The following is a 19,631-nucleotide window of genomic DNA, read 5'->3' on the forward strand; positions in this document are numbered from 1 at the left end:
AATACCACGCACGGACGCCTTATGATTACGCTGCAAAACTTCCTCGCTCCTGAGCCCGGCATCTGCACCGAGCAGTCGCTTTATCACCGTGAACAGGGGGTGGTTGGGTTTTCCTATGACAGCGGCGCCTATGTGATCCCGCGGTCGTCGCGTTTGTCGTTCAAGACCTATTTCAACATCTTTAATCTGGACAGCTGGCGGGACTGCGCGTTGGACGGGTTGTTCCTGGAACTGAATGGCACAGGCGAAGTTGAGCTGCAGGTCACCCATTCTCCGACGGGGCGGTCCGACGAAGTGGTGCACCGGACGGTCGTCACGTTGCAGCCTGATACGCCGTATGTGGTGGACCTCAGCCGGTTTCACGGCGCAGGCGGGGTTTTGTCCCTGTCCTTGACTGCAATTGGCGACCAAGTGCGCCTGCACGCGGCGCGATTTGCCACCCAAAGCCCGCCGGATACGTTGCCGGATCTGACTGTGTCGATCACCACCTTCAAACGCGAGGCCGAGGTGCAGGAAACCGTCGCCCGGCTGCAAGCGTTTTTGCAGAGCTTTCCCCTGGCCGATCACATCCGGGTTCAGGTGGTCGACAATGGGCAAAGCGCAGAGATCAGTAAAAGCGATCATGTGACCCCCTACCCCAACCGCAATCTGGGCGGCGCGGGCGGGTTTGCCCGCGGCCTGCTGGAGGCCGAAGCCGCCGGGGCCAGCCATTGTTTGTTTATGGATGATGATGCGTCATTTCATATGGAGAACATCGCCCGCACCTATATGATGCTGGCCTTTGCGCGTGATCCTAAAACTGCCGTCGCAGGCGCGATGATCAATACCACCAACAAATGGGCGATCTGGGAAAGCGGTGCCTGGTTTGACGGCGCGTGCCGGCCGCTGTGGGGTGGCACAAACCTGCGCAGTTCCGCCCAGATGATGCGCATGCAGCACGCGGTGAATGATCCCAAACCCGCCACGCTTTATGGTGGCTGGTGGTTCTTTGCCTTCCCGATTGCCGCCGTCAAACACTACCCGTTCCCGTTCTTTGTGCGCGGCGATGATATCTCTTTCTCTATCGCCAATGACTTTCACATTCAGACCCTAAATGGGGTTGTGTCCTTCCAGGATGACTTCACTGAAAAAGAAAGCGCGCAAACGCTGTATCTGGATCTGCGCAACCACATTCACCATCACCTGGTGTTTGACAGCCTCAGCCGCAGCCCATTGGGCACCGCAAAAGTGCCGTTGCGGTTTATTCTGCGCTCGCTTTTGCGGATGCATTACTCCACCGCCGAAGTGCAGCTGATGGCCTGGCGTGATGTGATGTCGGGGCCCGAATTCTTTGACAAAAACATCGATATGAGCGCCCGCCGTGGCGATATCAAAGAGCTGGCCGCCGATGAAGCCTGGCAACCCATTGAAACGCAGCCTCAGGAACGCCGTTTTCGCAACATTGGCCGCCTGCCCCGGTCGTGGCGCACCCGCTTGGGTCTTTTGACGCTGAACGGTCATCTGATCCCCTTTTGGAGCCGCATCGGCAGCCGCATCACATTGGAAATCAAACACCGCGGGCTGGTCTATCATGCGCTGGGGGCGTCGCAGGTCACCTTTGTGAACACCAACCGCGACAAGGCTTATACCCGGAACCACGACAAGCGCCGTTTTTTCCGGATCGTCAAAGAGGCAATTTCGCTGACACGCGAGTTCTGCCGCAACTATGATGCGATCAAAGCCGCGCACCGCAAAGGATACGCTGAGATGGCAAGCAAATCCTATTGGGAAAAGACACTGGACACATCTGAATGATCTGGACCTCGACTCTGTGGGGATTTTCGCAGATCAGGGCCTTTCCTGCTTAAGACAGGATATGCTCATGCAGAGCGATGGCCTCATCCAGGTCTTCAAAATAGAGCGCCTTTCCCCGATCCAGCACCACACCCGCATTGCAGAACTTGCGGATCGCTCCCATGGAGTGGTTCACCATAATGGCCGAGGCATTTTCCATCCGTTCCTTGAACAGAACCTGGCTTTTGCGTTTGAAAGACCGGTCGCCCACGGCAGTGACCTCATCCACCAGATAGGTGTCAAATTTGATCCCCATCGAGGCCCCAAAGGTCAGGCGCGAGCGCATGCCGCTGGAATAGCTGCGCAGTGGCGCATTAAAGGACGGGCCAAGCTCGGCGAATTCTTCAACAAAGGCCACCAGCTGATCGGTATCGACCCCATAGATCCGGGCCACAAACCGCACATTTTCCGCACCGGTCAGATCCCGGTGAAAGGATGAGGACAACCCCACCGGCCACGAGATGGTGCCATCACTCAGGACCTGGCCGCTGTCAGGATGCATCGTGCCCGAGATGATCTGCAACAGTGTTGATTTCCCCGCCCCGTTGCGCCCCAACAGCGCCAGGGACTTACCGGTTGGCAGGGTCAAGGACAGATTGTCGATCACAACTTTGCGCCGTCCCGCGACCCAAAAGCTTTTGGTCAGGTTCTGAATCTGGATCATCGCCTGCCCCTTACCGGCGGTCCCGGATCGAATAATAAACCAGCGCCATAATCGCCCAGATCAGCAACAGGAAGAGACCCACAAGCGCAATCAAAATCACCCGTTGCGGATATTGCGAGGCTTCGGCATGGGTCGGTTTGATATAGGTGGCCAGATACCGGCTTTGCCGCGTCGCCTCATCACGGGCGACTTCCAACGCCGTCAGCGCCGCGCGATAGGTCTGTTCGGCAAATTCGCGGTCCACGCTCAGCCGTTCATATTCGGAGATCAACGAAGGGTAATCCTCACCAATGCCGCCGTTTTCGGTGGTTTCCGCCGAAGCAAAAGAGTTGCGCTCCAGGTTGATACGCTCACGGATCACATCAATGCGTTTTTGCGCCGTGGTAATCCGAGGATCCGAATTGCCCAAGGAGCCGCGCAGCAGATCCACTTCGATCAAGGCCTCGGCCAGCTGCTGCTGCAGATTGTTCATCACCCCCATGCGACCTTGGATATCGGTTTCAGGGTCCACAATCCGGGTGCGGGTGCGAAATTGGATCAATGCCTCCCGCGACAGCTTCAACCGCTCCAACGCCTCGTCCAGATCGGCGAGCGCATAGCGCATCGCATCTTCGCGCGCCCGTTCATTCAGCGCATTGATCCGGGTCTGGCTCAGCTCCACGATGGTTTGGTTGATCGCCTGAGCCATATCCGGATCATAGGCGGTGACCTGCACCTCCATCAGCCCGGACCCGCTATCATAGGAGATGCCAACAATGCGGTGCCAATACCAGGTCAGATCTTCCAGCGTCGGCTCAGGCCACAGGGCAAAGACCCAGTCATGCGGCCAGTGCTGGCCAAAATGCCCCTTGAGGTCCAGCGCCGCATCCACATCCGCAACCAGCTCCTGACTTTGGATATATTCATAAAGAATGTCACTGTCGGAGGCCGTGCTGCCACCGGTGAACTGCGCCAACCCGCCCAACAGATCATTCGCACCAGAGCTTTCCTGACTGCGGACCGCAAAACCAGCTGTTGATCCATATCGATCCTCAGCAATGGTTGTCAGATAGAACACTGCCGCAGCCAATGGCGCCAGCACCAGCAGCACAAAACTGAACAGCAATCCCCAGTGGCGGCTTTTCATTCGGGCCGGCTGCGCCATCGGGGCCCGGCCTTTTTTCTCCAATTCCGCGCGTAAGGAATCGATGACCTTCTCCGCCTGTTTCGCGCGTTCTTCCGCAGCATCCAGTTTGCGGCGCAAGGGTCCGGTCGGTTTTGACGCCCCCCCATCCTGCGGCAAAGGCGTCACGGTACCATCCGTCGTGTCTTGCGACTCCGCATTCTGTACAACAGTGGCGCGTTCTTCCGTCATCTTAACCTGTTCCTTTACAGACGCATTGTGATGCGCCTCTGCCCGTGGGCTGTTTTCAATCTCGGCCCAATCGCGCATAGTATCACCGCTAAGCCAACTGTTCACAATGGGGTTTCATGCCCAATCTCGACTATCCCTCCCAACCTGCCACGGAGACTGCACAAGAAGCGGGTCACCCGCCACAGGCCGCGACCGAATTTGCGCCACCTTTGCGGCCGGTGCGCAGCAGCGCCCGCAGGTTTGCTTCGTTTCGAAACATTTCGGCCTTGATGCTAAGGGAGATGTCGACACGCTATAGCCGCACCCCAGGTGGATATCTGTGGAATGTCTTGGAACCTTTGGCAGCTGTTTTGTTTTTAAGCCTTGGGTTTTCTTTGTTCTTGCGCTCACCTGCATTGGGAACAAGTTTTTTGTTGTTTTATGCCACTGGCTACATGCCATTTGACCTTTACGGCGTATTGTCGCGCACCTGTGCAGCAGCGATCAATTTCTCTCGTTCCTTGCTCAAGTTTCCCGCCGTCAGCTGGGTGGATGCCTTGTTGGCGCGGTTTTTTCTGAACAGCCTGACCGGGATTTTAAATGCGATCCTGCTGCTGGGCGGTATTTTGATCGTCGTCGATCACCGCGCTGTTTTGGATCTGCCCCCCATTCTTCACGCCATGGGGCTAGCAATGATCTTGGGCTTGGGCGTTGGGGCTGCAAACTGCGTCTTGACCGGTCTGTTTCCCCTATGGGCATTGGTCTGGGGTATCGTGAATCGCCCCCTGTTTATTGCATCCGGGATCTTTTTCCTGTTTGACGAAATGTCGCCAACGGCCCAGGCCATCCTGTGGTACAATCCTTTGGTCCATATCGTCGGCCTGATGCGTACAGGGTTTTACCCAACCTATACCGCCGCTTATGTCAGCGAGCTTTATGTTTTGTTCGTCGCACTCACTCTTCTGACGCTTGGACTGATCCTGATCGGACGGTACCACCGCGATATCATCAACAACTGACGCCGCCCTATTTGCTGCGCCGCAGGACCTCAGCATGTGACAAACCCGGTCGGCGCAGCAGCCCATCCCAAAGCGCCGCCCGCAAAAGACGCATGAAGATCGCACGATCCTCCCCATAGTGGCGCGCCTTCAAAAGCCATTTCGGAATCACCGCCAAAAGTGCCGGCCAAAACAAAACGCCTGCCGCCATCCGGTACAGAATCAACAGGTTGCGATGGTAGTAATAGACCTTCCACAATGGTGTTAGACGTCCGCGCTGCACGGCTGTCTTTTCAACGCCGGACTTGCCCTGGAAACTGGTCAGGTCATGTTCAAATCGAACGCTGGGCTCAAACCCGATGCGACCACCCGATTTGGTCAGCCCCAGCGTATAAATCCCATCGTCGCCATAGATGAACAAAGCCGGATCCGGATAGCCGATTTTGCGCACCGCATCCGCCGAGATGAAAAAACCCACAAAGGACGTCACATCAATCTGCAACCCTGACCCTTCATAGTCCGATGGCCGGATGTGAAACCCGGATCGCCCACCGCCAAACAAGGTCCGCAAAAACTCGGGCGCGTGCCAGAACGGGTTGCGCGACGGGCGGTTCATCTCGCAAATCTCACCAGAGGGGAAGTAAACCGCCGCTGCCACCGCGTCCCATTTCCCCGCAGGCAGCGCGTGAAAGGCCGCAAGCCCGCCGGGTTCCGGGCGGCCGTCGTCATCCATCACCACCAGCCAATCGGGGTTATGTGCCTCCATCGCACGGCGCATCCCCATCTCAAACCCGCCGGCCCCGCCTGTATTTTCGGTGCTGTTCATAATATCCAGTCGCGGGTCCGTCTGCGTCGCCAGCCACTCGGACGTACCATCGGTGGAGGCATTGTTCGCCACAACCACCGCCGCCAATTCCGCTTCTGGACTGTCCAGAAGCCGCGCCAATGTGACCTTGAGCTTGTCGAGACGATTGTAGGTCACCACCACCGCCACCAAACGTCGGGGCGTGGAATTGGGGTTCGTCATAAAAAAGCTCCTTGGCGCAATAGATCGGCGTTCAGCAGGGACAAACCCCAAGCCGCAGGCAAATGTCAATCCGTTTGCGATCCAGTATCAATTCGGGTTGCGACCCCCAGGCGACGCGAACACAGCACATCACGCGATGCTCACATTTAGCTGTGCACACAAATATGTGTGATGCCAATTCGACCCCTGGCGAATACCTGAATTTCTGACGTGTTGATAAGAGGTATCCATGCTTCGTGTCCTTTTCTGTGCATTGATTGCCGCGGCTCCGGTTCAGGCAGATGAGCTTGATGCTTTCGCAGCTGAACGCTTGCAAGACGCCGTGCTGCTGTTCGATCAGGAATTTCGCAATGACGAAACCGGACAGTATTTGGATTCGATCCGCCTGGATGACAGGAACGGATCACCATTGTCGTCGATTGCGGCCAGTGGCATGGGTCTGATCAGCCTGGCGATCGGGGATGCAACTGGTGTGATCCCAGACGCCGACACCAAGGCTGAAACCACATTGGAGCATCTGCTCGGCCTAAACACCGACACTGATTTTGCGGTCAAACGATCTGCCAACGGCTGGTATCGCCATTGGTTCAACGTCCATACGGGCGCTGTGCCAAAGGGCAGCAAAGAGAAGTATTCGACCATTGATACGGCCATCCTCAGCGCGGGAGCGGCGATCCTTGGGAACTACCTGACCGACCGAGCCGAACGCAACAACACCCCAATTCCACGGGCGGCCCGCCTGGCGCATCAGCTGGTGATGTCGATCAATTGGACAACGGCGATCCGGGATCCGCAACGGGGCTCGATCCATCTTGTATTCTATGGAGCGGAGGCAGAGCGCCCAACCGACAATGTGGCGACCATCCCATTTGATGAATACGCGCTTTTACCCTGTATGGCGGCCCGGTTCGAAAACCTGACCCGCAATGAAGGCGATGCAACCCTGTTCTGGCACAGCCATTTTGACGATGTAAAAGCGCTGCCAATGCCAAAACACGAAAGCTTTACCCTTTTGGGAAAGCCCAGCGGCAATGTGCCGTCCCATTTCACCCATCAATTCGCGTTTTATCTGTGTGGCGACTACGCACGCGATCCGATTTTCCTGGAAGAATTGCGCGAACTAAAAAAGGCCGACCGCCAATGGTTTGAAAGCAATGGAACACCGGCGGGCTTGTGGGGATTGGGCGCTGGGTCCGAGATTGTTTTTGATCAAAACAACCAAATTGAAAAATACCGCTATGGGGTGGCTCGGTTGGGAGAGAACCCCAATAAGACGGCCTCGCCCGCGATCATGGCGGGATTTTTACCGGTGAACATGGCAGACGGCACACAGACAATCCTGGCCGAGTTGAAGGCACTGTGGGATACCGGTGCATGTCGTTACGAACATGAAGATCTCGAATTCATGTGGAGATGTTCGGCCAAAGATCCCAGTCTGCAAGTCAAACGGCTTGAGGCGATCGATTTTTCAACCTGGATGCTGGGGCTTGCAACCGTCCACCCGGATGTCGGACTGGCGTTTTTCCAGGATTATGCGTTTTGAGCACTTGCCGCAACGGGCTGCGCCACAAGGGTCATGTCACGCAGAACCATGTCCTGCTCAAACTGGTCTGACGCAAGATACGACAGCTCATCGGGCCTGCGAACAGCGATCGGGTCCCAGATATCTGTGGTCTTGGGATGGCCTGGATGGCACATGATCAGCGCCGGTTTTCCTGATGTGCGCGCCGCATCCATCCAGATCCGCATCATATCGCCAAAATCCTGATGCGGATCAAAGTCGTTCACGCCGAAAAACACCCCGTTGGTGGGCACGTGGTGGCGCAACAGCTTCCGCTTTAGCCGCCGCGCAAGGGTCGAAATGATAACAGCGCGACGTCGCGCAATCCCCAAACTCAGCAATCGGGATAAAGGCAGATCACAAGATCGCACCCAGACACCGCGCGGCATGTTCAAAACAGCAGCGATAACCGCGTCGCGAATGCCGGGCAATATGTGCGCATGTTGGTGACCATCGATGAAATCAGGCAGCCTTCCGAAGGTTTCCGTAAAAACCCGCAGCTGCCGCGAAACCTGTTCGGTTATCTCGTTCTGGCGAAGCTTGCGCAGATGGGCCTGTTGGATCAACGCGCCAATCGCGGGCAAAACCCCATCAGGTGCCAGATGCGGCATGAGGCCCACGGGAGCATATTCTGTAAATGTCAGATGCAACCCAATCTGTGCCCGACCATCGGCCGCAGCCTGCAGCAATCTGCCAGCGTTTTGACCCAGCGTGGGGCCGACGCTCATACAACTGACGGCATTCAAGCGGCCAGCCTGAACAAGGTCGATGATCCCGTTGTCCGCGTCCTGATGCAGCCCAAAATCATCCGCACACAGCGTGAAATGCAGCATTGTTACGTTTTCCCCGGCCATTTTCACATGATGTTCAGAGAGCTTGAGCGCCCGTCATTCGACTTTGTAAATGCCATCCTTTATTCGCAAATAACAGGCATTCCAAGATGCCGTCATTTACGCGTAGCCGGGGATTTCAATGTCATTCAGTTCTGATACGTCCCGGTTCGGCCCTTCAGTCACCCCCCCGGTTCTGTCGATCATTGTCCCAATGTATAACGAAGCGGACAATGTAGATGAGCTGTTGAACCGGCTTGTTTCCGTGGTCAGTGAGATCGAACCCCAGTACGAGATCATTTTGATCGATGACGGCAGCCGCGACGCCACCGCCTCACGTATCGTTGAAGCAGCTGAGCAAAACGAACAGATCAAATGCCTTGTGCTCAGCCGAAACTTTGGCAAAGAGGCCGCCCTGAACGCCGGGTTGTCCCATGCCTCAGGACAGGCGGTGATCCAGATTGACGCGGATCTGCAGCACCCTCCCGAGATCATACGCACCTTTTATGTGGAATGGCGAAACGGGGCCGAACTTGTTTATGGTCAACGCACATCCCGCGACGGAGAAGGTGCCGCTCGCAGTTTTATGACCCGCAGCTTTTACAAGCTGTTTGCTGCGGTTTCAGATGTGAAGCTGATGAAAGGCCTTGGGGACTTTTTGCTGATGGACCGCAAAGTGGTGGACGCGCTGTTGTCTCTGCCCGAACGCGAAAGGTTCACCAAGGGCCTTTATGCCTGGGTCGGGTTCAAACGCGTCGCTGTCCCGTTCGAAGTCGCCCCGCGCGCGCATGGTCAATCCGCCTGGAGCATTCTGCGTCTGTACCTGTTCGCGCTTGGGGCCATCACATCGTTTTCAACGGTGCCTCTGAAAATCTGGACCTATATCGGGCTATTCCTTGCGGTCCCTTCCTTTGCCTATGGCGGCTTCATCGTTGCCAAAACGGCGATCTTTGGAGTTGATGTGCCGGGCTATGCTTCGCTGATGGTCGCTGTGTGCTTTTTTTCCGGCATTCAACTCCTGGGGCTTGGCATCATCGGCGACTACATGGGCCGGGTCTTGCAAGAGGTCAAACAACGCCCCTTGTATTTGATCAGCACAAAACACGGTTTTGATCAGACCCGATCTCGCAACCTTGAGATCGCTGAGATCAAGCAGCTGACCTCCTAATCCTGAGCACGCTTCATGCTATCTGACGACCGACGTATCACGGCCCTTTGCCTGTTGGCTATTGCCGCTGTCTGGCTGACATTCTGCTGGCCATGGTTTTTTGACGGTCGGATCATCCCCTATGATGCCAAGAACCATTTTTATCCGATGATCCGGTTTGTCGCCGAAGCGTGGCACGCGGGCGAGGATTTCAGCTGGAGCCCGCATCATTATGGCGGCTTTCCCATGATCGCGGACCCGCAATCGGCAATCTGGACCCCGACGTTTTGGATCCCCAGCTTGATGAGCGCCGCGCCCAGCATGCATCTGGTGGATGCCGTGCATCTGTTACATCTTCTGGTTGGTGCGTTTGCAATTTTCGGCTTCGGCAAGGTCAGCGGCTGGCGGTGGGAAGCCTCGTTGATTGCCGCGCTGATCTACATGATGGCAGGCCCGTCCAGCTTGCGGCTGGAACATATGCTGATGACCGTCAGTTACATGTGGCTGGCGGTGGCACTCTGGCTGCTCAAGGCGGTTTTGGTCCACGGCGGCATGTGGCGCGGGCTGAGTTTTGGTGTGGCAGCCGCGCTGCTGCTGATTGACCGCAACCATGTGGCCTATCTGGGGGCGTGGCTGCTGTTTATCTATTGGCTGACCGCCGTGGTTGGCGATCTCAGACAACATCGTCCAGGGGCCTGGCGGCGGGTTCACCTGCCCATTGCTATCGGCGGCACCCTGGCGCTGGTGTTGATTGCCGTGCCCGTAATTTTGCTGCTGCAACTGGCAAATGACAGCAACCGGCCTGAATTTTCCTATTTGCAAGCCAGTTGGCAATCCCTGCATCCGGTCGCACTGTTTTCCTTTGTCCTGCCCGAGTATTTCGGATCTTTGCGTTTGGACGGGGGCAAACACTGGGGCCCGCCCAGCACCATTTGGGGCGAAAAAGGGTTAAAGATCCACCGCGGGATGCTGCACATGTATTGTGGCATGGTGCCTTTGGTGGTGATCGTGTGGTTCGGGATCCTGAAACGCCAGCTGCTGCGGGGCGAGGCGCGCTTTTTCGCAATCGCCTGCATCGTCTGCGTGCTCTACGCACTTGGTCGCTATACGCCGGTGTTCCGCGTGCTGTACGACACCATTCCCGGCGTCGATCTGTTCCGTCGTCCAGCGGATGCGCTGTTCATTTTTGGCTTCGCGCTGGCCCTGCTGACTGGAACCTTGGTGCAACAAGGTCTGCCACTGCGCGCGACCCGACCCAGCCGCTGGTTGATCAGCGCGGTGGGACTGGCGCTGGTGGCGCTGTTTACAGCCATGTTCGGCTTGGCGCACAGCCTTGACCGTCTGGTCGATTTCGCCAACAGCCTGATCGTTCCCACCGCCGTGGTTGCCGGTAGTATTCTGGCGATAACCTTCACGCGGCGCAGCGGAACGGCACAGCAGCTGTCTTTGGCCGCGTTGGTTGGGATCGTTGCCGCGGATTTGGCCTATCACTCGTCCAACACACGTATCAATGCCCGCCCGCCCGAGGCGTATCAGGTCCTGGAACGGGCCGAGGACCATCCGATCTTTGCGCAGATGCTGCCCTTGCTGGATCAGACGGACCCGCTTGGGATCCCCTGGCGCACCGAAATCATCGGACTGGGCCCCGTGGTCCAGAACCTGCCACAGGTCATCGGCTCACAAGGGCTGTTGGGGTATAATCCACTGCGCCTGTCAGGGTTTGAACAGCACATCGCACCCGACATGCAGAACAATGCCAGTTTAAAACGTAACTTCGGTGACCGGATGACAAGTTATGACAGCCCATTGGCCAACCAGCTGGGCCTGCGCTATGTGGTCAGCGGCGCACCCATGGATCAGATCGACCCGGCGTATGACAGCGATCATTTCGTCCTGCTTGGCACCGCAAAGCATAAATGGCGCACGGCGTATTTCTATGAAAACACCCGCGCCCTGCCCCGCGCAGCTGTTCTGAGCGACGCGGGCACCGTGTTGGAGCGCGAGATCTCGGTACTGGCCTATGAAAACACGCAGGTTACGCTGCAAATCGGAGCCGGAGCCGCCGGAACCCTGGTGCTGCGCGACTTCCACTATCCCGGATGGAGCGCCACGGTGAACGGTGAGACGGTACAGGTGAACAAACACGACGATCTATTCCGCGCGGTTCCCCTGCCCGCCGGCCCCAGCCGAGTTGAGTTCCAGTTTGACCTACTGACACGTGAAAACCTACGTGCCGCAGTTCAGGCGCTGGTCTCGACCCCCTGACCCTGCCATGCCCGTTAAACCGTCATCCTTACTGCGCCAGTTCATCACCTTTTCCGGGGTCGGCGCGATTGCCACAGCCTGTCACTATGTGGTGCTGTTTGTGCTGGTCGTGGACGCAGGGGTGCAGCCGGTCACCGCTTCGTTCTGCGGGGCAGTGGTTGGGGCGATTGTCAGCTATGTCCTAAACCGCGCTTATACGTTTCAATCCACCGCTCAGCACCGCAAAACCGCGCCCAAGTTCTTTTTGATCGCCGCGTTGGCGGTCATCTCGAACACGGCTCTGATCCGTTTTCTTATTGTATCAGTTGGGCTGCCCTACCAGGTGGCTCAGGTGCTGACAACGGCGGTGCTGATCGTCGTCACCTTTGGCCTGAACAAGGTCTGGTCATTCCGCGACTGAACTTGGCCGGGGCGACCCGTTTCAACCCTTTCCAGTCAGTCCAGACCTCAACCATTTTTCAGTCTCGCGCGCTGCAGGAGTTCATCGCGGGCTATTTTCTTGCCGACCGGGTCATCCAGGTGCCCCCCAGCCTTTCAGAAGGCAAAGCGCATGCAATACGGCCACATAGGTCCCCAAGGCCCAGCCAAGGGCGGGCCTTGTGATGTGCGATAAGCTGAAGCAACAGATCAGAAGGATTTCTGAACGTAGAACCCAACTTCACGCGGGTTACCGGCACGTCCGCCGCCGTTTGTGACATCGTTGAAGGTCAGGTAATCCTTGTCAAAGAGGTTGCGCACATAAAGACCGGTCTCCCACCCCGCCGCGCTTTCATAGGTCAGCTGAGTGTTGACCAGCCAGCGATCGTCGCTTTTGTCGGTATTGGTCGGCCGGGCAAAGGACCCATCCGTATAAGAGACATCAACGCCCAGCGACACACCATTGTCCCAGGAATATTCACCGCCGATGGCCGCCGTGGTGGAGGGGGCCAGCGGGAATTCATTGCCGGAAAAGTCATTGCTGCCGTTTTGGAAGTCCAGGAATTCCGTATGCGTGTGACCGACGGAGCCATACATGGTGAAGCGATCAGTTACTTCGCCTTCGGCTGTCAGCTCGATGCCAAACAACTCGGACTCGCCAGCATTCACAACGTCAAAGTCGAAATCGGTGCTGCCGCCATTGGCTCCAAACACCGTAACTTGCTGGTCTTTCCAACGGGTGTAAAACAGATTGCCCGAGGTGCGCAGACGCCCGTCCAGGAAAGAACCGCGATAAGCCAGTTCATAGTTGGTGGTAAACTCCGGATCAAACTCGTTCAGGCCACCGGTGAAGGCGTTGACCTGTGCGCCACCCGCGCGATACCCGCGCTGAACGGTAAAGCTGATCGATTGATCCTCGGTAAAATCATAGGTAACACCTGCTTTGGGCAGAAACGCGGTATAGCTGGTCTCGCCGGAAAAACTGGTATTGGACAGGCCAAAGGCGCTGACATCCGGCGTATAGGTTGTGGTGTTGGTAAAGGCGTAATCCTCATGATCCAGCCGCGCGCCCAGGGTAAAGCTGAGACCCGACAACAGACCGTCGGCGGCGATTTCCGCCTCGCCAAAGATCGCAATATTCTGGACATCTTCCGGATCAAAGGTTTCGCGCGTCACAAATAAGCCATTGGGAACCCCAAACAGAACATTGCCTGCATCCGCCGTAAACTGTGCAGGACGCCGGTTGGAGATATCCGAGTAAAACAACCCCGCCACACCCGTCACGACACCAGTGTCAAAGGCCAGGCGCAGATCCTGTTCAAAAACTTTCGACTCCCCGGTCGCCGAAATAGACCCTAAGGCCGCCGCCGAATTGTCGGCGTCTTCAAAGCGGCGATAATCATGGCGGTAGAAATTGGTCTCAGACTCCAGCGTCCAAGTGTCGTTCAGCTCGTAATTCAGACGCAGCCCCAGATTGCGGTGCTTGGACCCTTCCTCCCCGTCTTCATCCGACAGGATCACCCGGCGGTCCGGGAAGAAGCTGGTGTCGATGTAATCCTCACCGCCCGAGCTTTCGGTTTGCGAATAGGTCAGCACCGCGCGCAAACGATCATTGGGCGTCCATAACAGCTTGCCCCGATAGGTGGTGCTGTCATGGGCGTCGTAGTCGTCTTCGCCGCGGGTGGGGTTTTCGACAAACCCATCATGTTGGAAATGTTCCGCCGAAAACCGGAACGCCAATCGATCATCGACCAAGGGCGTATTGGCCGCCAGCGCAAACCGACGGTAATTCGCCGTTCCTACATCGGTGCGCAGTTTGAATTCCCGATCAAAGGTTGGGTCTTTGGAGCGGATCACAACCGCACCCGCCAGCGCATTGCGGCCCTGTTGAGTGGATTGCGGCCCGCGCAGCACCTCGACCTGTTCCAGATCCCAATTCGAATAGGGTCCAAAAAATGTCGCCTGGTTGCTGGGCAAGGCCACGCCGTCGACCTGCGTCGACACCAGCAAACCATTGCCGCCGCCGACACCACGTTGGTCAATACCTCGGATCGAAAACCCCTGTTCACCAAACGAAGACGTCACGTTTGGCACCCGCTCGATCACATCGTAAATGTCCTGATCACCGCGCTTCTCCAGCGTCTCACCGGTTTCGACCGCAACCGAGGTCGGCGTGTCCTGCAGGCTGCGTTCCACCAGCTCGCCTTTGACAATAATGGGATCCAACACCAGCGGGGCGCCCGCCTGTTGTGCAGCAGCCTGACCCGCAATCAGGGCCAGACAGGAAATCGTGCTAAAGAGCACAGCGCGAGAGTGGGCCATGGGCAGCCTCCGTCAACATGTTCCGAATTTGGCTGACGGCGGTCTCGCGCTTGCTGCGGGCGCACTATGCGCTTTTTTTAATATAAATGGATCATAAAAAGCGGAATTTCTCTTTTACTATCTATGTGTTGCAAATCAACCGCGCCACTGAAGCATCCGGGCTTCACATTGGACCAGAGCTGACCGGATACGGTGCAAAACGCCTGGACGCAGATAGGCCAATCCCCAGCCCCCTGCAGTGATCGCGCCAAACCAGATCACCCAATGGGCAAAGGGCGCGACAAACGGCAGGATCACGGACGGGCTGAGGCACAGCAGCCATAAAGCTCGAGACGACAGCCAAACCCTGCGCGCATCTTGGCGAAAGACCCGTGCCCGTTTGGGGTCTTGTTGCACCAATGCCGCCAGCGCACCAAAAGAGATAAAAATTGCGATCAAGGCCAGCATAATATCACTCCGCCAGGTTCAGCGCGTTCTGCGCCGCGCGGTCCTGCACCCGCTGTTGCACCAGTAAAATCACCGCCAGCGCCAGGCACAGCGCATCTATCAACAAAACCTGCCAGATATTGTTCAATATCGCCTCTCCCCAGGACACACCCCCGGTCTGCAACCGCAACACCGGCAGCATAAGAACGGACCATGCAAACATGCGGCGCAAAACGCGGGACAGCTCCACCGGCGTTGCGGCACGCAACGACAGGACCAGCACCACAAACCCAGACACCAGAAAGCCCGCCAATGTGCCGCGATGCACATCATGGCCCAGGATCGACAAGAAGAACCCGTAAGCCGCGCCGGACAACATCACCGGCAATCCCCAGACAACGGCGGCAAACATCATCCGGCAGCTGCGCCAAACCGGATCGTCTTCGCGTCGTTTCAGCCACAGCTGCATACCACTGACAACAGAAATGGTCATCACTGTCCCCAAGGCCAGCCAGACGGCCCGCGACGCCAGCCCCGAGAAATCACCAAAATGCAACGGCGACATCAACGCAACCGTGGCAGACCCAACCGAGGGTTCATGCCCCACCAAAGGGCGGTCGCGCAAGAAAGCGCCCGTGGCGCCGTCAAACTCCAATGTGTGCGATCTCACCGCCCCATTGCCGCCGTTGCGGTGGAGCGTCACTATCCGGGCGTCACGACGGCCAGCGTCTTCGATCGTCAGGAGACGCGGGTAGGTTCCGGAAATCCGCAACGCATCGGCCATAACCTGATCCAGATCCGCCAGATCGGCCGGGGCAGCGTTTTCAACCTTGGCCGGGGTGGTCACCGCTGCAAAGGCCCGGTCAATATCACCGCCAAAGGCAGACATCGCCACAATCGGCAGGCCTAGGCTGGTGGCAAAGCTGAGGAAAGTGCCAGTAAACGCCAAAAGAATTGAAAACGGCAAACTCCAGACCGAGGCCAGACCGTGGCGGTCGCGCAAGGACACCACACGCCCACCGGGGCGCTCGGTTACAAAGAGGTCGCGCAGAATATGACGATGTATCAGGATCCCGGTGATCACGGCCACCAGCAAAAACACCCCCAATACCCCGGTGGCATAAAGGCCCAGGCGACCAGGGATCAAAAGCCGCGCATGCAAGTCGACAATAAAATGCGACAGCTCATGGGCCCGGCTTTCCACCCGCTGATGAGGCGCAACCCCTTGGCGGGCGGCCAGAATGGAATGGGTCTCTGGATCCAGCAGATAGTCCCGTCCAAAATCCTGGGTACCCCGCCCAGGGATCTTGCGCTTCTCATAGAAAAACACCCGCAGCGAACCATCCCGCGCGTGCTCAACGCGGACCTGCGCGCGAAACGCCTCGGGGACCTGATCCGACAAGCGCCGCACCGTGGCATAAATGGGCTGGCCAAACGGATGCACAATATGGCGCTCTGCATCGGACCAGCGGGCGATCTCATCTCTCAGCACCGAAACAGTTCCTGTCAGAACCACCGCATAAAGGAAAATCGACAACACCGTGCCGCTCCAGCCATGTAGCGAAATCAGGCGTTTTATAGCTTGGTTGGATGGACCGTTCATAAGCTACCCCCACATCCCAGGACAATCAGCACAAGTTCCACAAGGATCGTCCCGATATAGGCCGCCTGCACCCCGCCAGGGCGTTCTGGCAGAACAGGCACCACAATCAAGACCGCCCAAAGCAAAGGAAACAGAACCACCGGCATCACCAGATGATCCACCCCGCCTGCCCCAACCGGCAGACCATGTGGCAGGCTGGCCATCGATAAAATGGCCATTACAAACCCCAAAGGTCCGGCCGAAATCCAACGCGTGCGCCGCGGGTGCGCATTCCATTTCGCAATCAGGCGAAGGTGCGGAAAGACGTCTACCCTACTGTTATCTTGCTCGGTCATCGGGACAAATGCCTCTTTGGTTGTCGGCTTGCACACGGGTCCGGGCGAAACATCCCATTACTCAAACTTCAACGGCAAGGTGAACGTATAGCTGTTCACCTGCAGTTTCTTCGGCGCTTTTGGGAAACGGCGCACACCGGCCACCGCTTTCAAAGCCGCCTGATCAAAAACAGGATTGCCCGAAGAGCGCGCAATACGATGAGACATCAGCTGGCCATCACGCGACACTTTGAACGTGACGGTGACCGTTGCCGGTCCTTTCCGCCCCCGCGGACTGCGCTTGCGACGGGCAACGCTGCTGCGCACCTTCGAGCCCCAAACCGACAGCAGTTTCTGCTGCTGGCCCTTTGAACTGGAGGCCACTTGCGCCGAGCCATTGCTGCCCGCCTCCTGCCGCCCGCCGCTGCCTGCGGCACGTTGTTCAGCCCGCCCGGCTGAGGACTGCTGCGCCTTGACCGCTTGTTTCGGCTCTGGTGTTGGCTCCGCTTTGGGCGCTGGCGCAGGTTCGGGTTTTGGCTCCGGTTTTGGTTCGGGCTCTGGGATCGGTTCGAGCTCAGGCTCAGGCTCAGGCTCAGGCTCAGGCTCAGGCTCAGGCTCAGGCTCAGGCTCAGGCTCAGGCTCAGGCTCAGGCTCAGGCTCAGGCTCAGGCTCAGGCGGCAACGGGGGGGCTGCTGTGTCAATCACTATTTCTTCCTGAACCTGCGGCTGGAACAGGCGCACCTGTGACGACAGGTCCGGTGCCTGTGCCAATTCAAACTGCGGGGATTGCGGCAGGTTAGAGGGGGCGACATCAACGGGGGCCAGATCGGTGACCGGCTGCGGTTTCACCTCAACCGGCCGGTCCCAGCTTTCCACCAATTCCACCACAGTTGGCGCAGCCGCAGCCAGGGAAATCAGGCTTTCGCCCCCTTCGCCGCCGGCCTCACCACCCTCACTGGGGGACAGCGCAAAGCCGCCCACCAGGATCAGCACCGCCAAGCCCGAAAAAACAACCGCTTCGATCCATTTTTTCATTTTGGCGCCACCACCAGTTCCACCCGGCTCAACCCGGCCTCGGCCAGACGGCGCAGGAGGTTTGCAACCGCCCCGGCTTCAACCGCGCCATCTGCGCGCAACAGCACGGGGGCGTCCGCCTCCACCGTCGCCGCCAAAGCCGCTATGGCCGCATCTCCGCGCAAGTCCTCGTAGGCCAGCTGCCCATCCTTGTCCGCATAAAGCACCAGCTCCGCCACTGGCTCCCGTTCCGAGGCCGCCTCGGGCAGCGCCACTTCAAACGGTTCAGGTTTGGCCAGATGCGATGTCATCAGAAAAAAGATCAACAGCAGGAACACCACATTGATCATCGGCACGATGCTCTCACCCCGTGGGCGTTTTGGTGGCGCGGAAAAATCCATGTCGTTATTCCACCAAAACAATTGACGTAAACCCGGCCTTTTCCAGCACCTCGGTTACGTCAACAATCCGCTGCAGGCTGGCCCCGTCGCTGCCCCGTAGGATCAACATATCTGTTGGCTGTTCCATCAGCGGCGCGATGGCCGCGACCAAATCACTGGTCGGGCGACCATTGACCGAAACCGCATCAGGCGACACATCGATCAACCGCGGTGGCCCCTCATAGGATCCGCCCTGTACCGCCAACGGCAGTGGCACAACAGCGTCCAGACCAAAGCGCGACGCCAGCATGAAAAACACCAACAACAGAAACACAACGTCGATCATCGGCGTCAAACTGGGTTTGCGACGCACACGCGCGGGCGGGGCAAATTGCATCCCAATTACTCCGCTGCCAGGCGCAATTCAGGTTCAGGCTTTGCGGCCACAAACAAGCGCGCTGCCGCATCTTCTACGTCGCCTCGGATCCGTTCGATCACTGATTCAAACCAGGTCAGTGCCGCCGACGCCGGGATCGCAACCGCCATGCCCGCCGCCGTGGTCAACAAGGCTTCCCAGATCCCCCCCGCCAATAAGGCCGGATCCGCTTTGGAGCCTGCGGCTTGCAAGGCCTGAAAAGCCGCGATCATTCCAAGCACCGTCCCCAACAGACCCAGAAGTGGCGCAATGGTCGAAATCAGCTCCAGCGCGCCAAGGCCAACACGGGCTTTGGCCAGCTCGTTCTTGGCCACCCGGCCCACTTCCTCGCGGGCTTTTTGTTCAGGTAGTTGCGTCAGCGCCGCCACAGCCGCGGCCACCACTTTGGAGCGCACACCCCGACGGCGATCAACGGTTTTGGCCGCCACATCATGGGCACCGGCTTCAAAGGCCGCAACCGCTTGCCAGGCCTTGCCCTTGGACCAAGCCCCCATCAACGCCAGCCGCCAGATCTTCCACAAGATCAGCGCCAAGGTTATAACCGCAAGGCTGGCAATGGCCCAGATCGACGGACCGCCCTCTTCCAGAAAGATATACGCAGTGTCAAAGGCCGCCTCTGCCTGATCCGCCAGATCCTGCGGGGCCGCTAGAGCGGGCGCAGGCTCTTCAATCGCGCCAATCTCTTCCGCCGCATCAACCTGTTCAACGACTTCAACCGATACAGCATCCTCTGCGACCGAATTCGCAGCATTCGTTTCCGCCACAGGTGCTGTTTCGCTGGATGTGATCACCGTCGGAGTCGCAAGGCTTGGCGCGCTGAGCGACGGCGCTCCTAAGCTTGGGGCCTCAGGGCTCGGACTGGTTAACGTCGGCGCAGATATTTCCGCCCCGTTCACCAGCGGTAGCGGCGTCGAACTCTGCGTCTGCGCAAGAACGGCACCACCGTGCCAAAACAAAAAAACTGCACCAACTGCCAATAGCCTAGCCATAAGATCTCCACTCCAGACACCCAACAATTTCTGTTGATTACCGGTTCAAATGTAGGAAATGGCTTGATCGCG

18 protein-coding genes are annotated in these 19,631 nt (G+C 57.8%); 6 read left to right on the forward strand and 12 right to left on the reverse strand.

Annotated elements, in window-relative coordinates:
* Window positions 1-21 precede the first annotated feature (21 nt).
* A complete protein-coding gene (locus GFB49_RS14215; RefSeq protein WP_153216586.1) occupies window positions 22-1,794 on the forward strand; it encodes a glycosyltransferase family protein in 1,773 nt (590 codons plus the stop codon).
* 49 nt (window positions 1,795-1,843) lie between these two features.
* On the opposite strand, the gene GFB49_RS14220 is transcribed toward GFB49_RS14215, so the two are convergent.
* Together GFB49_RS14220 and GFB49_RS14225 are read right to left on the reverse strand one after the other, a co-directional pair.
* Complete coding sequence (locus GFB49_RS14220; RefSeq protein ID WP_153216587.1) at window positions 1,844-2,497, reverse strand: ABC transporter ATP-binding protein; 654 nt, start codon at window positions 2,495-2,497, stop codon at window positions 1,844-1,846.
* Window positions 2,498-2,507: 10 nt separating this feature from the next.
* Window positions 2,508-3,956, reverse strand: a complete 1,449-nt coding sequence (locus tag GFB49_RS14225) for a KpsE/RkpR family capsule polysaccharide export protein (RefSeq protein ID WP_343032585.1) — start codon at window positions 3,954-3,956, stop codon at window positions 2,508-2,510.
* 11 nt (window positions 3,957-3,967) lie between these two features.
* Between GFB49_RS14225 and GFB49_RS14230 the strand changes: the two genes are divergently transcribed.
* Window positions 3,968-4,849, forward strand: a complete 882-nt coding sequence (locus tag GFB49_RS14230) for an ABC transporter permease (RefSeq protein ID WP_153216588.1) — start codon at window positions 3,968-3,970, stop codon at window positions 4,847-4,849.
* 7 nt (window positions 4,850-4,856) lie between these two features.
* Here the strand turns inward: GFB49_RS14230 and GFB49_RS14235 are convergent, their stop codons facing one another.
* On the reverse strand, window positions 4,857-5,855 hold the full coding sequence (locus tag GFB49_RS14235) for a glycosyltransferase family 2 protein (protein ID WP_153216589.1): 999 nt from the start codon (window positions 5,853-5,855) through the stop codon (window positions 4,857-4,859).
* Between the two features lie 229 nt (window positions 5,856-6,084).
* Here GFB49_RS14235 and GFB49_RS14240 point away from each other — a divergent pair, with 229 nt between their 5' ends.
* Complete coding sequence (locus GFB49_RS14240) at window positions 6,085-7,398, forward strand: hypothetical protein (protein WP_153216590.1); 1,314 nt, start codon at window positions 6,085-6,087, stop codon at window positions 7,396-7,398.
* Here GFB49_RS14240 and GFB49_RS14245 read toward each other — a convergent pair.
* Complete coding sequence (locus GFB49_RS14245; protein ID WP_194269357.1) at window positions 7,386-8,249, reverse strand: ChbG/HpnK family deacetylase; 864 nt, start codon at window positions 8,247-8,249, stop codon at window positions 7,386-7,388. The two genes, GFB49_RS14240 and GFB49_RS14245, sit on opposite strands and share 13 nt — an antisense overlap.
* Before the next feature lie 139 nt (window positions 8,250-8,388).
* Between GFB49_RS14245 and GFB49_RS14250 the strand changes: the two genes are divergently transcribed.
* From GFB49_RS14250 to GFB49_RS14260, 3 genes are read left to right on the forward strand one after another with little or no spacing between them, the layout of a single operon-like run.
* Complete coding sequence (locus tag GFB49_RS14250; RefSeq protein WP_153216592.1) at window positions 8,389-9,414, forward strand: glycosyltransferase family 2 protein; 1,026 nt, start codon at window positions 8,389-8,391, stop codon at window positions 9,412-9,414.
* 15 nt (window positions 9,415-9,429) lie between these two features.
* Window positions 9,430-11,658, forward strand: a complete 2,229-nt coding sequence (locus tag GFB49_RS14255; protein WP_153216593.1) for a glycosyltransferase family protein — start codon at window positions 9,430-9,432, stop codon at window positions 11,656-11,658.
* Between the two features lie 7 nt (window positions 11,659-11,665).
* Window positions 11,666-12,058 (forward strand): GtrA family protein, encoded by a 393-nt coding sequence (locus tag GFB49_RS14260; protein WP_153216594.1) that lies wholly within the window; start codon window positions 11,666-11,668, stop codon window positions 12,056-12,058.
* 227 nt (window positions 12,059-12,285) lie between these two features.
* Here GFB49_RS14260 and GFB49_RS14265 read toward each other — a convergent pair whose 3' ends face one another.
* The 8 genes from GFB49_RS14265 to GFB49_RS14300 all read right to left on the reverse strand — a co-directional run bounded on the left by GFB49_RS14265 (window position 12,286) and on the right by GFB49_RS14300 (window position 19,334).
* The gene (locus tag GFB49_RS14265; RefSeq protein WP_153216595.1) at window positions 12,286-14,397 is read right to left on the reverse strand and encodes a TonB-dependent receptor; all 2,112 of its coding nucleotides are present in this window, start codon (window positions 14,395-14,397) and stop codon (window positions 12,286-12,288) included.
* A gap of 135 nt (window positions 14,398-14,532) precedes the next feature.
* Window positions 14,533-14,844, reverse strand: a complete 312-nt coding sequence (locus GFB49_RS14270) for a hypothetical protein (RefSeq protein WP_153216596.1) — start codon at window positions 14,842-14,844, stop codon at window positions 14,533-14,535.
* 4 nt (window positions 14,845-14,848) lie between these two features.
* Window positions 14,849-16,426, reverse strand: a complete 1,578-nt coding sequence (locus GFB49_RS14275) for a PepSY-associated TM helix domain-containing protein (RefSeq protein ID WP_153216597.1) — start codon at window positions 16,424-16,426, stop codon at window positions 14,849-14,851.
* On the reverse strand, window positions 16,423-16,644 hold the full coding sequence (locus tag GFB49_RS14280) for a hypothetical protein (protein ID WP_153216598.1): 222 nt from the start codon (window positions 16,642-16,644) through the stop codon (window positions 16,423-16,425). The genes GFB49_RS14275 and GFB49_RS14280 overlap by 4 nt, the downstream gene beginning before the upstream one ends.
* 174 nt (window positions 16,645-16,818) lie before the next feature.
* Window positions 16,819-17,775: an energy transducer TonB gene (locus tag GFB49_RS14285; RefSeq protein ID WP_153216599.1), complete on the reverse strand. Its 957-nt coding sequence runs from the start codon at window positions 17,773-17,775 to the stop codon at window positions 16,819-16,821.
* Entirely contained in the window at window positions 17,772-18,155 is a 384-nt protein-coding gene (locus tag GFB49_RS14290) for an ExbD/TolR family protein (RefSeq protein ID WP_153216600.1), read from the reverse strand. Before GFB49_RS14290 ends, GFB49_RS14285 begins: the two co-directional genes overlap by 4 nt.
* Window positions 18,156-18,159: 4 nt before the next feature.
* Window positions 18,160-18,531: an ExbD/TolR family protein gene (locus GFB49_RS14295; RefSeq protein ID WP_153216601.1), complete on the reverse strand. Its 372-nt coding sequence runs from the start codon at window positions 18,529-18,531 to the stop codon at window positions 18,160-18,162.
* 5 nt (window positions 18,532-18,536) lie between these two features.
* Complete coding sequence (locus GFB49_RS14300; RefSeq protein ID WP_425505225.1) at window positions 18,537-19,334, reverse strand: MotA/TolQ/ExbB proton channel family protein; 798 nt, start codon at window positions 19,332-19,334, stop codon at window positions 18,537-18,539.
* Between the last annotated feature and the right edge of the window lie 297 nt (window positions 19,335-19,631).

It is taken from the genome of Tritonibacter litoralis, assembly GCF_009496005.1.
Taxonomy (GTDB): domain Bacteria; phylum Pseudomonadota; class Alphaproteobacteria; order Rhodobacterales; family Rhodobacteraceae; genus Epibacterium; species Epibacterium litoralis.

Coding starts and splice junctions, on each gene's coding strand:
- GFB49_RS14235 (WP_153216589.1), bottom strand. CDS start 5,855: ATGACGAACCCCAATTCCACGCCCCGACGTTTGGTGGCGGTGGTGGTG.
- GFB49_RS14220 (WP_153216587.1), bottom strand. CDS start 2,497: ATGATCCAGATTCAGAACCTGACCAAAAGCTTTTGGGTCGCGGGACGG.
- GFB49_RS14240 (WP_153216590.1), top strand. CDS start 6,085: ATGCTTCGTGTCCTTTTCTGTGCATTGATTGCCGCGGCTCCGGTTCAG.
- GFB49_RS14290 (WP_153216600.1), bottom strand. CDS start 18,155: ATGGATTTTTCCGCGCCACCAAAACGCCCACGGGGTGAGAGCATCGTG.
- GFB49_RS14255 (WP_153216593.1), top strand. CDS start 9,430: ATGCTATCTGACGACCGACGTATCACGGCCCTTTGCCTGTTGGCTATT.
- GFB49_RS14270 (WP_153216596.1), bottom strand. CDS start 14,844: ATGCTGGCCTTGATCGCAATTTTTATCTCTTTTGGTGCGCTGGCGGCA.
- GFB49_RS14260 (WP_153216594.1), top strand. CDS start 11,666: ATGCCCGTTAAACCGTCATCCTTACTGCGCCAGTTCATCACCTTTTCC.
- GFB49_RS14295 (WP_153216601.1), bottom strand. CDS start 18,531: ATGCAATTTGCCCCGCCCGCGCGTGTGCGTCGCAAACCCAGTTTGACG.
- GFB49_RS14230 (WP_153216588.1), top strand. CDS start 3,968: ATGCCCAATCTCGACTATCCCTCCCAACCTGCCACGGAGACTGCACAA.
- GFB49_RS14265 (WP_153216595.1), bottom strand. CDS start 14,397: ATGGCCCACTCTCGCGCTGTGCTCTTTAGCACGATTTCCTGTCTGGCC.
- GFB49_RS14275 (WP_153216597.1), bottom strand. CDS start 16,426: ATGAACGGTCCATCCAACCAAGCTATAAAACGCCTGATTTCGCTACAT.
- GFB49_RS14215 (WP_153216586.1), top strand. CDS start 22: ATGATTACGCTGCAAAACTTCCTCGCTCCTGAGCCCGGCATCTGCACC.
- GFB49_RS14285 (WP_153216599.1), bottom strand. CDS start 17,775: ATGAAAAAATGGATCGAAGCGGTTGTTTTTTCGGGCTTGGCGGTGCTG.
- GFB49_RS14250 (WP_153216592.1), top strand. CDS start 8,389: ATGTCATTCAGTTCTGATACGTCCCGGTTCGGCCCTTCAGTCACCCCC.
- GFB49_RS14245 (WP_194269357.1), bottom strand. CDS start 8,249: ATGCTGCATTTCACGCTGTGTGCGGATGATTTTGGGCTGCATCAGGAC.
- GFB49_RS14280 (WP_153216598.1), bottom strand. CDS start 16,644: ATGGCCATTTTATCGATGGCCAGCCTGCCACATGGTCTGCCGGTTGGG.